The sequence below is a fragment of the Paenibacillus sp. ACRRY genome, assembly GCF_022346995.1.
Taxonomy (GTDB): Bacteria; Bacillota; Bacilli; order Paenibacillales; family Paenibacillaceae; genus Paenibacillus.
On record NZ_JAKRNM010000004.1, the window covers coordinates 99,563 to 114,682 of the forward strand.

Below are 15,120 nucleotides of genomic sequence, written 5' to 3' on the forward strand. Positions count from 1 at the left end.
GTTTCTGTATAACTCCTATGGTTGTTTGGTCAAAGCAGCTTCTACCAGTTCAAGCGATTCGTTCTTGATATTGGGATAATCACCGAATACCCATTGAGGCATGATATGGATATTGCCGGCTTGTACTGCTTTCAGATGGCTCCATACGGCAGATTGTTTCATATCTTCGAGTACCTTTTCCGCTTCATCGTCCTGGCTCACGGTAGATTTGCCTATGGTCATAAAGATATGGTCTGGGTTCAATTCCGGTAGAGATTCAAGAGACAAATTCTCATATGAATCCTTCATGTTTGCCAGCTGAGGTACATACTTCAGTCCCAAATCCTTGGACAGGGTGGCGGCCAGATGAACATTAGGGCTGGCTACCTGCACATCTTTTTGAATACGCATGAACAGGAATGTCTCATCCGGTCCAACCTGCTTGGCAATGTTCTGTTTGACTTGTGCGGCCTTCAGATCATATTGCTCCAACCAGGTATCCGCTTCGGCTTGTTTACCGACAACGCCAGCAATCTCCTTCATTTCCTCCCGCCAATCACCATCACCCCGGAACACCACGACAGGAGCTACTTTACTTAATTGCTCATAAACTTCGGGTTCGATATGACGGGCGATAATGAGCTCCGGTTCGCTCTCTAGGGCTGCTTCAAGGTTAATGCGGTCTCCGAGGGGCAGTATGCCTGCATTCTGCTCGGCTTCGTCCATATAGGGCAGAACCGTAGAGCCGCCATATGTGGTGGTCGCGTGTGGTTTTACGCCCAGGGCATACAGCGTATCCAGGATCCGATAATCGGCTGCAGCAATTTTGGTAGGTGTACCCTCAATCTTGGTCGTGCCCATATCATGCTGATACTCTAACGGCTGACTTGCCTGGGATGGTTGAATGCTGGTCCCGCAAGCGCTGAGCATAATCATCATGCACATGAGCAATGCTACGGCTAGCGGTGCTTTATATTCTCTGGTCACGAGTGAATCTCCCTTCTTGCCTGAATGATCGTCTGCGTTGCTACGTTCTTCAGTATAGGAGAGAGCCGGAGAATTCCATATGGAGGATTTGAACCTCTTATATGTAACATGTGATAACTGCCCTGTGGCAGCGAGCTTGCGGAATTGTCCAGGAACCACACCCGTGTGCTTTTTGAACCGCCGAATAAAATAAAACAAGTCCGCATATCCAACACGCTGTGCAATCTCCTGAATGGTGGCATCTGTTTCCAAGAGCAGCCGGATGGCCTTTTCCATTCGAAAATGTATGAGGTAATCAATGGGACTGCGGCCCATCTTGGCTTTGAATCTTCGGGACAAATACTGCACGTTATAATTCAATGCTTGCGAGAGATGATCCAGTGTCACGGCTTCGGTGTAATGTTCTTCGATATATCGAATGGCCTGGTCTACCATATCCGGCTTGACGGACACTGCAGACTGATCATCCAGTTGATGCAGAATCTCATGCAAAAATAATTGAAAGATGGCACGTGCCTTGAATCGTGACAACTCTCCGCCATCCATCCAGGCTTCATACAGCTTGCGTGCATGCTGATGCAGAACGGCCGGATAATTGGAAATCATGCCGAATGGCTCTGCCCAACGAGGGGTGGAAGGCTCCACCGAAAGGGACTGCGCTGCGGTCTGAATCGGTTCCGTTTTGTACAAGATCAGATAGAATGCCATCGGTTCCTTCGTCATGATTTCAACATGAATACCTTTGCTTCCATGAAGCACGTGATTATGGGAGACGAGGTAGGAAGTATGGTTCATGACAAGACTTCCCTGCCCCTGGCAGATGAGGTAGAAGCCGTTCGCAGGAAGACGATAGGGTGGAAGAGATTGGGCCGCTGGGATCAGAGTATAGCGAACATCAAGTATATTCAGGGACGATTGAGTCCATTGCTGCATCAAGGTGGGAAAATCCATGAACTCCTCCTATCCATAGTGAAAGCCATTAATTTATTTTTGTACATTATTATAAATGATAATCATTCTCATTTCAAACGCTTCCTTACATTCCTTGTTGTATTTCTTCGGCACATCTCGTACAATTTGGTGAAGTAATTCTGCATTGCGTTAATGTGAACATGAAAATGTAATTCTGACAACACGAAGCTGCACACAAGAAAAGGGGAGAATCGTTTGGAATCGAAGCAACTATCTAGAGGGCTAAAGCCCCGTCACGTTGAGCTGATTGCACTCGGGGGTACAATCGGCGTTGGATTGTTCATGGGATCGGCGAGTACGATCAAATGGGCAGGTCCTTCGGTGCTGCTGGCCTATCTGCTGGCCGGGATCATTATCTTTTTTGTCATGCGTATTATGGGAGAAATGTTGATTCAGGAGCCTGTCACCGGATCCTTTGCCACATTTGCTCATAAATATATCAGTCCGCTTGCCGGGTTCCTGACCGCCTGGAGTTACTGGTTCCTCTGGGTAACGGTGGGGATGGCGGAAGTAACGGCGATCGGTATTTATGTCGGCTACTGGTTCCCGGATATTCCACAATGGCTGCCGGCACTGGCTGGTGTGCTTATTATTGCGGCGGCGAATCTGGCTGCGGTTAAATATTACGGGGAGTTTGAATTCTGGTTCGCCATGATTAAGGTAACAGCCATTGTGTTCATGATCGTGATCGGAACCGGCTTAATCTTCTTCGGTCTGGGTAACGGTGGACAGCCGATCGGATTATCGAACCTGGTGAGTCATGGGGGCTTCTTCCCTGGAGGAATAAAAGGATTCCTTTTTGCTCTATGTATCGTAACGGCAGCCTATCAGGGCGTGGAAATGGTCGGCATTACGGCAGGGGAAGCGGAGAATCCGAAGCATACGCTGCGTAAAGCGATCAAAAATATCGTATGGCGTATCCTTATCTTTTATGTAGGAGCCATCTTTGTCATCGTGACACTGTACCCCTGGAACGAAGTGGGACAGACGGGAAGCCCGTTTGTACTCACATTTGCCAAAGTCGGTATCGTGGCTGCTGCGGGCATTATCAACTTCGTGGTGCTCACGGCGGCGATGTCGGGGTGTAACAGCGGAATTTACAGTGCGGGACGTATGTTATATACGCTTGCTGAGAATGGACAGGCACCTGCCTTCTTCAAAAAGCTGTCCAAAGGCGGGGTTCCTCGCAACAGTATCATCATTACGATCTCCCTGTTGTTGATCGGTGTAATATTGAACTACCTGATGCCGGATTCCAAGTTGTTCCTGTATATCTACAGTGCAAGTGTTCTTCCGGGGATGGTGCCTTGGTTCGCACTCGCCTTCAGCCAGTTCCGATTCAGAAAGCGTTGGGGTAATGAGATGGGTGAACACAACTTCAAGTCCAAATGGTTCCCCATCAGCAACTACATTATTATTGTATATCTGCTCCTGGTTATCATCGGGATGGCGTTTAACCCGGATACACGCTTGCCCCTAATTGTGGGTGCGACCTTTATGGCCATCGTGGTAATCGGATATTTCATATTCGGTATTGGGAAAAAGCAGCGTGTAGAGGGCAGAGAAGATCATTAATTTGAATATGGTAACATTGTAATATCATCGTATCGTATATGCATTCCTTGAACACATCGGAGAACCTTCGGGTAATCCAATGCGATTCAGGGAGTGCATTTTTTGTGTCCTCTAAATTTCCCTCTTGAATCTCCTGTTACTGGAGGTTTTAGGATATGAACTAGAAGAGCTGCTGCGCGATCCATATCAATTCCATTGCGGCAGACAAGGGGGCATAAGCAAGATGAGGACAATCGAATGGATTTATCTTATTTTCAACGTAATGATGCTGGTGTGGTTGATCGGGGGACGGAATAAACCGCGGAAATGGGTATGGGGAGGGCTGGTTATATCGGCTGCCCTGCTGGTGATCCATGGTCTGGTCGAGGGAATGCGCTGGCCGATGATCCCGGCATACCTGCTGACACTGGTTCCTGCGGTTGTTGTAATCACAGAAGCAAGACGGCATCGGCGTGTAGGTGTGATCTCGGAAAAAGGTAAACGTGCTGCCCGTTCAACTGCTTCTGCAGCGCGAAAGTCTGGTCGTGTAAGGGCCATTACAGCATCGTTGCTGGTACTGGTGTATGCAGCGGTTGCGGTAGGTCTGCCGCTTCTATTTCCGGTATTTTCGTTTGAAAAACCAACAGGTCCTTATGGTATCGGCACAGTCTCCTATGATTGGACGGACAATAGCCGGGAGGAATTGCTGACGAGTACCGCCGGAGACCAAAGGGAGCTGATGGTACAGATCTGGTATCCAACAGATCCCGATGCCAAGGGGAAAACAGCTCCGTATGTAAACGATCCAGCGGTTTATGCAACAGCCTTCAATGAAGTGCTGCAGCTGCCGAAGCTGTTATTCTCAAGTTTGGGCCAGGTCCAAACTCATGCAATACAGGAAGCATCGTTATCGGATGCGGAAGCCAAGTATCCGGTAATCCTTTTCTCTCATGGTCTGCATGGCTACGAAAATCAGAATACGTTCCAGGTGGAGCAGCTTGTTAGTCAGGGTTACATTGTCGTTGGCATTAATCACACCTACAGCAGTTTGGTATCCGTATTTTCGGATGGACGGGTGGCTCAGTTTGAATCGGAGGGTAAAAAGGGCTTCGAACAGCTGCAATTCAGTTATATGGACAAGCTTAATGAGACCTGGGTGAAGGATGCGCAATTTGTACTGGATGAGGTGGAGAAATTGGCTGCGAATGATCCGAGCGGACGTTTTACCGGTCACATGGATCTGGACAACATGGGCATGTTCGGGCATTCATTTGGCGGGGCAACGACGGTACAGATGTTGATGGATGATCCGCGCCTCAAGGCAGGCATGAATATGGATGGGGTACTTTTTGGCGAGAAACGCATTCCTGCTGAAGGAGTTGGCAAACCGTTCCTGATGATGAGTGCAGACACAACAGTTGCAGGAACAAGCATCATGAGTGACGAAGAGATCGCTGCCATGGGCACGACCCGTCCGGAAGCCGAGAAATACTATGAGGAAGTATACGCACGCTATGAGCCGGTAACGGCAGAAGGGAACTACTGGATGGAACTGAATAACACCAAACATCTGAGTTTCTCTGACCTCTATTTGATATCTCCTATTCTGGAATGGTCCCAGGGTGTAGATGCGCATGAGGCACAACAGTTGATAAATGATACAACCATCGACTTTTTTAATCACTACCTGAAAGGACAACCGCTGCGGATGGATAGTAACGTGGGAGAACATGAATCCTATTCGTTGAAAAAGGGATAAACGGTTAAATGGAAGGAGACTGGACTTCAGTCTTCTTCCATTTGTTGTAACCGCAGCCGCATGCCTTCCTGAAGCAGGTTAATCCCGTCGACGATCTCACTCCACTCGGGGTTCACCACCGTACACAGCCTGTTAAAGCGGAGGATGCGCTCCGTAACAGAGTCCAGCATGTACTGAGCCTGAGTTCGGAAAAAAGCTTCCGGGTCTCCGGTATGCTCATTACTTGCGTACAACATGACAAAATCCTGCACGATCGCCTGAACCGCAGGACTGTCTGGCGGCCATTGCTTGGACAATGCCTCGGTGGCCCGGACGCGGATTTCCTCCATTTTCTTCACCCAGACTTCCGCCTCAACCTGTGGATGGTTCGCCATCGTGAAGAAGGGGAGTTCGAGTCGCGCCAGATCGGCAAAATAATCCGGATCATTAATGATTTCCTGAATTTCGTTCCAGGCCATCGTTTGCTCGGCAGACATTTTGGTATCTTTCATCAAGTATTTATCAAAGAAATGCAAGAATGAAACTCTCCATTCCTGCGGAATTCCGTCCAGGAGATGGGATTCTTCCATTTTGGCAGACACGAACTGTTTGCGTTTCTTGGCATGGGCCGTAAGCGAATCCACCAGGCTGGATACATAGCTGAGAGATTGACCTGCATGCAATGGAGCTTCGGCTTCATGCTGCTTGGCTTGCTGCAAAATGGAGAGCATGGAATTCAGCGTGCCGATCTGGGTCTCAAGCGCTTCAATCTGCAGGTCCAGCGCCTGCGAGACACCCAGTTCACCAGACATGAGCTTGCGAATATCCGGTATGCCGAAATTCAGATAGCGAAGCGTTGTGATTAGCTCCAGTCGCCACAGGTCTTGGGGGGTGTAGAGACGGTGGCCGCCTTCCGTGTGCAGAGAGGGATGAACCAGTCCGATCTCGTCGTAATAACGGATCGTTTTAACGGTGGAACCAATCATTTTGGCGGCTTCGCCGATCGAATAGGTATGTTGATTAGAACCGTGATTTGAATCCAATAAAATCACCTCATGATCCATTATATAACCTCCAGTTACTGGAGATTCAATTGTACAGCAGCTGCCATAAGGAAATGGTCAAGCTCAGTTTAAATTCCATCCATCTCGGTTACAAAGAAAAGAGTGCAACTTTTATGAAACCCAACTATAAATAAATTGAAATTTACACGTTCACGAAGAGAGCAGAAATAACCTGGAGAAACGGAGTGTTCGCCTTTATCCCCGGATTTCCCCCTTAATAAAGGGGAGATAAAGAAATCTGGGGATAACAGCGATCGTAAGGTTGTTCTGTGATCGTAGTGACCACTTGTAAATTTCCCCGAGGAGGAATTGAACATGGCTAATCAAGACCAGCATACTGTACAAGATCCGACAACACAATATCCGAAGGCAACATCAGAATGGAAACAGCAGCAGGAAGAGCCAGGACTTCAGCGCGAGATGACACCTGTGCCTGATGCAGGCGAAAAGAGCTACAAAGGCAGCGGACGTCTGACTGGACGTAAAGCCGTAGTGACCGGTGCAGACAGCGGGATTGGCCGCGCGGCGGCGATTGCTTTTGCCCGTGAAGGCGCGGATGTTGTGCTGTCTTATCTTCCTGAAGAAGAAGCGGATGCCAAAGAAGTGGTACAGCTGATTGAAGAAGCAGGCCGTAAGGCTGTTGCGATTCCCGGTGACCTGAAGGATGAGAACTATTGCGAGCAGCTCATTGAGTCTGCCGTTAAGGAGCTTGGCGGGATCGATATCCTTGCCAACGTGGCAGGTAAACAGCAGTTTGTGGAACAGATTGCAGATCTGACTACAGAGCAATTCGATGCGACATTCAAAACGAATGTGTACTCCATGTTCTGGCTCTGCAAAGCAGCTGTAAAACATATGAAACCAGGCAGCTCCATCATCAATACGTCGTCCATTCAGGCGTACAGTCCTTCACCAATCCTGCTGGATTATGCAACGACGAAGGCGGCCATCAACACGTTCAGCAAAGCACTGGCCCAGCAGGTCGGCAGCAAAGGCATTCGTGTGAACGTTGTTGCGCCAGGTCCGGTATGGACACCACTTCAGGTGGTTGGCGGACAACCCGTCGAGAAGCTTGCTAGTTTCGGCTCCAACACACCACTTGGTCGTGCAGGACAACCTGCCGAGATGGCACCTGCCTTTGTATTCCTGGCGAGTCAGGAATCCAGTTACGTGAGCGGTGAGACACTGAATGCCAATGGTGGTACGGTTAGTCCATAATAGGAGGCCATAAATGGGCCCCCAATTGATTAGCATTTGTTAAGCAAAGAACTCCATCCCCGATAGGGGGGATGGAGTTCTTTGTGTTTTGGTTTTTATTTTGGTTCCGGATTGGTTTCCAGAATCGTGTAACTGCCCAGCGTTGCCAGTTGTGCCGTGTTCAGCAGGGCTTCATCCACCGCAGCAAGTGCTTCGCCTGCCGCTGTCATTAATTCATCAGAGTTAATAGGGGAGGCAAATCTCAGAATAACCCGTTTCTCCCCATTTTTCAGTTCACTCTCCGTCTTCGTTTTATATTCATTGACCGAAGCGACTTCGAGTTCATTTTGCACATAATAGTCATTCGCATCACTTTCACCATGAAACAGGTCGAGTTCGGAATCGATCCAGTAATCTTTATCCGCTATCGTTTCCTGACTTGCAGCCGTCTCATCGTTTGCATTGTATAGGAAGTAGGGAATACCGGAGTTGGTCAGGTTGTTCGTGGCATCCACATGGAACCATTCATCGCCAATTTTGACCTTGTTCCACGCATGAGGAACACCACTGGATGCTCCCGTTACGACAATGCTGTCCAATCCGGACAGATCGGAGAGCAACTTGTAGACGGAGGCATAGCTGGCGCAAACACCAACCCCTTTGACCAGGATACCATAGGTGGTAAATGAGTCGTTAAACTGAGCCTCCACATTTTTGAAGTTATTTTGCTCCGCACTTTCCAGGGCCGCATCGTCATACTTCGCATTATCGTTCAAATAATCGTAGATGGCTTTTCGTTTCTCATCATCCTTCATGCCATCCTTAATGATGGAAGCAACAACTTCGTTTGCTTTGGCAATAATCTCGCCTTGTTTCTTCTGGATGACATCTGCAGGTTCATTGTAATGAATGGAGAGTGTCAATGTACCATAGTTGTATTCGAAACCTTCGACGCCGAGAATCAATGGATTCTGATACATTACTTTCAGGACAACATCCGAGAGTGTCGTGAAATTTTGGGCTTCGGGAAAAGCTTTCAATGAGATTTGATCTTCAGCTGCAATCATGTTTTTGGCCAGCACTTCTTCCAGTGCAGAATCCGCATTGATGAGTTTATCACCTGCAGCCGGTTCAGGAACGGTTTCCTGGTTGCCTTCTTCAACATTCTGCTGTGTGTTCGATTTCTGTTCGTCCACCAGGTTTGCTTCATTCGTTTCAGGGTTAGAGGCAGGTGCTTGTTCAGAACCTTCTTCAGTAATCGTGTCCACTTCATCTTCAGGTGCTGGAATAGCAGCCGTTGTAGACTCTTCAGGCGTAGATTCTGTTGCAGTCTCCGATGCAGGCGCATCATTATTGCTAATGATGGTTGGCACATCAGGTGCAGGCACGTAAGGTGTGTCATTTTTTGGCTCAACCAGTCCGTTACTGGACTCCGCGACCGTTTGTTGATCCAGTTTGGCCAAGTCGTCTTGGGTTACAGATTCTACCCGTACGTAGCTCTTAAGAGCGGTTCCTTTGATATGAAAAGGAATGTTCGTCTCATTGAACTCCGAGATGTCTACATCCGCAGTATCATAGACAATTGTTCCTTGGGAGAAGGAACCGTCGATGTGCTCAATACTTGTTGTTCTAGGCAGTTCGTTCGTGCTCTTCAGTTTCTTCATATAGAGCTGTTCTTTTAGAGCCATGGGTAGCTGGTTAGAGAGAGGAGCAGTAGCTACACCGTTACTGAAATTCGATTCCTTGTCCCCACTGACAGCGGTGACGTAGTATTCACCCTTCATGCCATGGTTCTGATAGGATGTCGTTAGTTCATTCATGATACCAAGGCCGCCTTTGCCATCCTCATTGAAATCATTAAATGATGTCTCGGTTGTCGTTGCTACGACCAGCGGATTGCTTCCATTGTAGGCTTTCTCTGCCCCTTGCAGGGGAACATTGTTTGTTTCAAAAATAACGGTTCGATCGGCCCGATTATAGATTTTGTACTCTGTTGCGCCCTCTACCTTGTCCCAGGTAAGCGTAAACCGTTTATCCTTGTCGATCTCATACTTAAGATTCGGAACAGGCAACTCGGATTTTACTGTAAAAGGAATAATCATGGGTTGATCAAGTGGTGTCAGTTTCTCAGCATCTGGATTATAGTTCAGACGAATGTAATAGATGGGAGCACCACCCCATGTATTTTGTGCTTGTGCTTTCAGCTTCTCTGAGCTTAATACACCCCATCCGAGGGGTTTGATCGAAATGCTATTATCATTGATTTCCGGTATGGCATAGACTTTACTTGCTTCCAGGGCTTTAATATCCGTATGTACACTAATCATGTCACTTGCTTGTAGACGACTGGTTTTTAGGTCAGCCTTAAATGTAAACTGGAATTCTTCGTCTTGAGCTACGTTATACATGGGCATAATCGATGGGCTTGATTCGGAGCCGTATTTTTGCTTCAAACTTAATATGGTAGAGCCTTCTAAAGTTTCTGTGGGATTATTGTCGCTTGGACTGCTCTCCTTGTCATTGCTCTGGCATCCAGCCAGCAGCAGAGTGAGGGCAAACAACATTACAAATAGACGTTTCATGATACACCGCTCTCTGGTTTTTCTTGTTCATACACCTGACATTATCATTTATGGTAAAAATCAATCTGAATCCTCTTATCAGCAAAACCTCCTATTAATTACCTAAAGTCTTTTGCTAGTTTATGGTTATATAGTCTCATTGTCAAGGTGTGGTAATAGGGAAAATAGTCCTGCAGAACAGTAGAACAGATTGATCTCCGACCATGGAATGGATGTTAGAATAAGGGAAGATAGAAGCCTGCATTTTAGATGTGGCAGAGAATCCAACGTGAATGGAGTGCATGGAATGACCCCAGAACAGATTGTCAGAGCCTTTTTCGAGGAGGTACGGTCAGGTCGCAATCTAGATTATGCAGATACATTGATGGCAGAACAGGTGCTGGCCCATCAGGTAATATCGGAAGAAGAAGTGACTGTAAACAGGACACCTTCCGAATATGCGGATCATGTAAGAGAGATGATTCAGGCTTACGGTGAATTCTCACTTGCGATTCAGGAACTGATCGCACAGGGCAATAAAGTGTATGTGCGCTGGAGACAAGCCGGTATTCATATTGGGGAAGTGGACGGTTATGCACCAACCCATCTGCCCGTGATTGAAATTGCCAGTGCCGTATATCGAGTCGAAAATGAGCGGATTGCAGAATATTGGATTCAGATTGACAGGCTGGGTATTGAAAAACAATTGGAGCGCAATAAGAGCTGAGAAATCAGCTCTTTTTTTGTTAGTTCGATCCTTCTTACAGAAGTTATATTTTTTATAGAATGTTTTCGAAGTTTATGCGTTGAGCAGGTTAATTTACATGAAGTTTTAAACATTTATCCGTGACTGTAAGCGTTCCCGTGTTATAATGAATGAAGTTGTATACAAGTTACTAAAACGTTTTCTGTCATTCCAATTTTATAACCCGAAAGAGAGGTTCAGTGATGATCAGAGCAACGAACGATAATGAATATTACGAGCTGACCAGTCCGACAAGTATGCCCAAGGCTTCCGGATTCCTATGGAACGAAAAGATGATGATCCATATGAATTGCCGCGGATATGCTGTGGCCCAATTCATGCAGCCGGAGCCTGCCAAGTACTCGCATGCGCCCAATCTGGAAGCGAAGACATTTATGCAGCCCGAGCAGCCGTATTATGCGCATCATCCGGGGAGATTTGTCTACATCAAAGATGAAGTAGGCGGAAATATTTTCTCAGCTCCGTATGAGCCGGTGCGAAAACAGGCGGACAGCTATACATTCGCCGTGGGTAAACACGATATTCGCTGGAATGTTGTAAGCGATGACATTTCTATTGAGATGAGCCTGCGTCTGCCCAAAGCGGATGCCATGGAGCTGTGGCAAGTGAAGGTGAAGAACCTTTCCTCTCATAAACGCAAGCTAAGCATGTATCCGTATTTCACGGTTGGTTATATGTCATGGATGAATCAATCCGGTGAATACGTGGATGAGTTGCAGGGAATCGTCTGCTCGTCCATTACGCCGTATCAGAAATATCAGGACTATGCCAAAGTCAAAAATTACAGCGACAAGACCTACCTGCTTGCGGATCGCAAGCCTGCTTCATGGGAAGTGAATCACGAGCGTTTCGAGGGCGAAGGCGGCCTTCATGCTCCATCGGCATTGCAGCTGGACACCTTGGAGGGCGGGGATGCAAGGTATGAGACACCTGTCGCTGTCCTTCAGTACAGGTTGGAGCTCGAAGCTGGGGCTGAGCGGGAATACCGGTTTATCTTTGGCCCGGCTCATGATGAGGCAGAGATCGAACGCATCCGGCAGCAGTATTTTATCAAGCGGGATCATGAAGGATTGGATGGCTTTGCCTTGGCTGAACAGGAATATGCGGCTTACGTTGCAGAAGGACAGGGAAATATCCAGATCCAGACCCCGGATGACGGATTGAATAATTTTGTAAACCACTGGCTGCCACGCCAAATGTATTACCACGGCAAAACGAACCGCTTGACGACTGATCCGCAGACCCGGAACTATCTGCAGGATAACATGGGCATGAGTTATATTCAGCCGGGGATCGCGCGTGAATCCTTCCTGACAGCCCTGGCTCAGCAGCATGCAAGCGGCGCGATGCCGGATGGAATCATTTTGCACCCGGATGCTGAGCTCAAATACATCAACCAGGTTCCTCATACGGACCATTGTATCTGGCTTCCGGTCTGTATGCGTACGTATCTGGATGAGACGAATGATTACAGCATTTTGGAGGAGCAGGTTGCATTTGCCGACAGTGAAGAGAAAGCCTCTGTGCTGGAGCATATGAATCTGGCCATGCGCTGGCTGATTCAGGATCGTGACCATCGCGGCCTCAACTTCATTAATCAAGGCGACTGGTGTGATCCGATGAACATGGTGGGTTATAAGGGCAAAGGGGTATCCGGCTGGCTGACCATTGCAACGGCGTATGCGTTCAAAGTATGGGCGGATATTTCCGAGCAGGCCGGGCATACCGAAACAGCGAAGCAATTCCGTGAGGAAGCTGACCGGACCAATGCTGTAGCGAACGAGTATCTGTGGGATGGCGAATGGTATGCACGCGGAATAACGGATGATAATGTCGTTTTTGGCATCAGCAAGGATAAGGAAGGACGCATCTATATTAATCCTCAGGGTTGGGCGCTGATGAGCGGCGCGGCCGATGATGAGAAGCGGAAGAAGCTGATCCGGGCAGTGGAGGAGCAGTTGGAGACGCCATATGGTGTGGAGAAACTGGCACCGTCTTTCACCGCCATGCGGGAAGATGTGGGCCGGGTCACGCAAAAACATCCGGGCAGCGCCGAGAATGGAGCGGTCTACAACCATGCGGCTGCGTTCTATATCTATGCACTGTATTTGGTGGGGGAAAAGGAGAACGCCTACCGTCTCCTTCGCAAAATGATTCCGGGTCCCGATACCGAAGATATCCTCCAGCGGGGGCAGTTACCTGTATTCATCCCCAATTATTATCGCGGGGCCTACAGACAATATCCACGTACAGCCGGGCGCTCCAGCCACCTGTTCAACACGGGTACGGTACCTTGGGTGTATCGCTGCCTGATCGATGGACTGTTCGGATTGCAGGGTCACGCCGAAGGGTTGCTCGTTCGTCCGCAATTACCTGCGGAATGGGATAAGGCTTCCGTGACCAGGTTGTTCCGTGGTGCCGAGCTGCAGGTGGAGATGAGACGGGATGCGGCTGTCCGAAAGACCGAAGTGTATGTTAACGGTCAATTGATCGAAGGAGACATGATTAAGGATATCCAGGCTGGCAAGTCATACGAGGTACTGGTCAAGCTTCCTATATCATAAGGATAGAAAATATGAAATGCCTTTCTTGTTATTTAAGAAAGGCATTTTTGCATTCAATTATTGGGAACCAATGCTCTATAGCGAAGGTGGTAATTCCATTCGGAGATGATATGCGGGCAGGATTGCTCAATGATGCCGTTGAATACTCTCCTTTGCAAGGGTTTATAGTTATGGAGGGGGTTATGGACTTGTACGGAGTAGTTGCTCATTTTGACCAGGATACAGAGCTCTATATTAAGCAGGTTTGGAAAGAATTAAGTGATAATGCAGTTTCCAGGTATGCAGAAGAAGTACAGGATAGACGACCTCATATTACCATAGCAGGTTATGACTCTGACGTAGATATCGACAAATTCATAAGTGATTTTGACTGCTTTTATGAATCTAAAAAACAGCTTTCGATCACTCTGAACTCAATAGGGACTTTTTTGAATTCAGGAATTGTATTCCTTGCCCCTGTTCCTTCCCAAGAATTTTTAACGTTTCATGCTAATTATCACCATTTCTTTGAAAAATACCGAATGAATGCTGAGTCTCAATATCTCCCCAATATTTGGATACCTCACTGTACAATAGCAAACAGATTAAACGATGAGAATTTAAAAGAAGCGATGGTTTACTGCACCAAAAGAATTGAAACACTACATGCTACTATTAATGAAATAACAGTAATCAAAGCTATATACGAGAATGGCAAATGTATAAAATCACCATCTATATATACGAAAGCTTTGCGCTTTGTATAGAATTACCATACTGCCAAAGTATCGCCTCCCAAGACAACCGCCTTACTCAACAAGGAGGTTGTCCTAGCTGAAAAATCACCATTAGAATTGAGGATCAAGATTCGTGGAATGCCTTAACTCTATACCAATACGAGTAGATTTTCGAATAGCCCAGTTTGGCGTAGAGCTTTATAGCGGGAGCGTTACTGGCTACAACCTGCAGATAGCTGGATGTGGCACCTTGTTTTCTCCCCCAATGCAAGAGATGTAATATCATCTGTTCAGCGAACCCGCGATTCCGGTATGCGGCATCCGTAATGATATCATACAAGCCAATGTAGCCACGCTCGACAACGCCCAGCCCACAGGCCACGACTTGCCCATCAACCGAGAGTGAAATGAAACCCGTGCTTGTACGGATGTTGGACAGCATCTGTGTCATGGTTTCCCGCTTCCCTTCATGTACTTGATTCAATCGGCAAAAGTGATCCAGCCACTCCTGGGTCAACTGTTCATCGATTTGTACAAAAGGGTACTCCGGTTCCTTCAGCTCTTCCAGACTGCGCACCTGCATGTTGGTGTGATCCACAAGGGAATACCCTCTGTCCTGCAGAAGCTGATCCAAGTGATCCGGCTGGCTAAACGGTGTGATTTTGAAAATGGTACTCAGCTGGTTGGAAGTGTAGATTCGCTCGCACTCGTCTATCTTGGCAAATACATCGTGGGTAGAATCATAGATGGGTTGTATGGAGTTGGCGCGCTTCGTGTATCCGTTGGCAAAACGTAAAATCCATCCATCATAGAACAAGGTAGACAAGGACTGCCAGTGATTGAGGGATAATTCCTCAATGATTTTGTGGTCCATCTCAGTGATCTGCTTCATGCGGTGTCCTCCGTTTATATGAGACTGAGTTCAGTATGTTTTAAATAATAATACAAAATTATGAATAATAATACAGTTTTATTTAACAAATATGCATGTGTTGTTTGTGCAGATTACCTTAGGATGATAT

At 47.4% G+C, this 15,120-nt stretch carries 10 protein-coding genes; 6 read left to right on the top strand and 4 right to left on the bottom strand.

Annotated features, from left to right (window positions below):
• Positions 1-15 precede the first annotated feature (15 nt).
• Positions 16-1,917 (bottom strand): AraC family transcriptional regulator, encoded by a 1,902-nt coding sequence (locus MH144_RS16515; RefSeq protein ID WP_239302324.1) that lies wholly within the window; start codon positions 1,915-1,917, stop codon positions 16-18.
• Positions 1,918-2,133: 216 nt separating this feature from the next.
• Between MH144_RS16515 and MH144_RS16520 the strand changes: the two genes are divergently transcribed.
• Entirely contained in the window at positions 2,134-3,513 is a 1,380-nt protein-coding gene (locus MH144_RS16520; RefSeq protein ID WP_239302325.1) for an amino acid permease, read from the top strand.
• A 223-nt stretch (positions 3,514-3,736) separates the two neighbouring features.
• On the top strand, positions 3,737-5,251 hold the full coding sequence (locus tag MH144_RS16525; protein WP_239302326.1) for an alpha/beta hydrolase family protein: 1,515 nt from the start codon (positions 3,737-3,739) through the stop codon (positions 5,249-5,251).
• 26 nt (positions 5,252-5,277) lie between these two features.
• On the opposite strand, the gene MH144_RS16530 is transcribed toward MH144_RS16525, so the two are convergent.
• On the bottom strand, positions 5,278-6,294 hold the full coding sequence (locus MH144_RS16530) for a MerR family transcriptional regulator (RefSeq protein WP_239302327.1): 1,017 nt from the start codon (positions 6,292-6,294) through the stop codon (positions 5,278-5,280).
• A gap of 315 nt (positions 6,295-6,609) precedes the next feature.
• Between MH144_RS16530 and MH144_RS16535 the strand changes: the two genes are divergently transcribed.
• The gene (locus MH144_RS16535; protein ID WP_095360984.1) at positions 6,610-7,512 is read left to right on the top strand and encodes an SDR family oxidoreductase; all 903 of its coding nucleotides are present in this window, start codon (positions 6,610-6,612) and stop codon (positions 7,510-7,512) included.
• A gap of 95 nt (positions 7,513-7,607) precedes the next feature.
• On the opposite strand, the gene MH144_RS16540 is transcribed toward MH144_RS16535, so the two are convergent.
• Entirely contained in the window at positions 7,608-10,073 is a 2,466-nt protein-coding gene (locus tag MH144_RS16540) for a transglutaminase domain-containing protein (protein ID WP_239302328.1), read from the bottom strand.
• Between the two features lie 286 nt (positions 10,074-10,359).
• Here MH144_RS16540 and MH144_RS16545 point away from each other — a divergent pair, with 286 nt between their 5' ends.
• The 3 genes from MH144_RS16545 (at position 10,360) to MH144_RS16555 (ending at position 14,128) form a co-directional block, all read left to right on the top strand.
• A complete protein-coding gene (locus MH144_RS16545) occupies positions 10,360-10,779 on the top strand; it encodes an ester cyclase (protein ID WP_239302329.1) in 420 nt (139 codons plus the stop codon).
• Positions 10,780-11,000: 221 nt separating this feature from the next.
• Positions 11,001-13,382 carry a GH36-type glycosyl hydrolase domain-containing protein gene (locus MH144_RS16550; protein ID WP_239302330.1) on the top strand — a complete coding sequence of 794 codons (2,382 nt, stop codon included), beginning with the start codon at positions 11,001-11,003 and terminating at the stop codon, positions 13,380-13,382.
• A gap of 110 nt (positions 13,383-13,492) precedes the next feature.
• Entirely contained in the window at positions 13,493-14,128 is a 636-nt protein-coding gene (locus MH144_RS16555; protein ID WP_239302331.1) for a 2'-5' RNA ligase family protein, read from the top strand.
• Between the two features lie 94 nt (positions 14,129-14,222).
• Here MH144_RS16555 and MH144_RS16560 read toward each other — a convergent pair whose 3' ends face one another.
• Positions 14,223-14,990: a GNAT family N-acetyltransferase gene (locus tag MH144_RS16560; RefSeq protein WP_239302332.1), complete on the bottom strand. Its 768-nt coding sequence runs from the start codon at positions 14,988-14,990 to the stop codon at positions 14,223-14,225.
• Positions 14,991-15,120: the final 130 nt, after the last annotated feature.

What these genes read in the sequence shown, in the direction of transcription:
- MH144_RS16525 (WP_239302326.1), top strand. Translation starts at nt 3,737, where the DNA reads ATGAGGACAATCGAATGGATTTATCTTATTTTCAACGTAATGATGCTG.
- MH144_RS16540 (WP_239302328.1), bottom strand. Translation starts at nt 10,073, where the DNA reads ATGAAACGTCTATTTGTAATGTTGTTTGCCCTCACTCTGCTGCTGGCT.
- MH144_RS16530 (WP_239302327.1), bottom strand. Translation starts at nt 6,294, where the DNA reads ATGGATCATGAGGTGATTTTATTGGATTCAAATCACGGTTCTAATCAA.
- MH144_RS16555 (WP_239302331.1), top strand. Translation starts at nt 13,493, where the DNA reads ATGCGGGCAGGATTGCTCAATGATGCCGTTGAATACTCTCCTTTGCAA.
- MH144_RS16515 (WP_239302324.1), bottom strand. Translation starts at nt 1,917, where the DNA reads ATGGATTTTCCCACCTTGATGCAGCAATGGACTCAATCGTCCCTGAAT.
- MH144_RS16550 (WP_239302330.1), top strand. Translation starts at nt 11,001, where the DNA reads ATGATCAGAGCAACGAACGATAATGAATATTACGAGCTGACCAGTCCG.
- MH144_RS16545 (WP_239302329.1), top strand. Translation starts at nt 10,360, where the DNA reads ATGACCCCAGAACAGATTGTCAGAGCCTTTTTCGAGGAGGTACGGTCA.
- MH144_RS16560 (WP_239302332.1), bottom strand. Translation starts at nt 14,990, where the DNA reads ATGAAGCAGATCACTGAGATGGACCACAAAATCATTGAGGAATTATCC.
- MH144_RS16535 (WP_095360984.1), top strand. Translation starts at nt 6,610, where the DNA reads ATGGCTAATCAAGACCAGCATACTGTACAAGATCCGACAACACAATAT.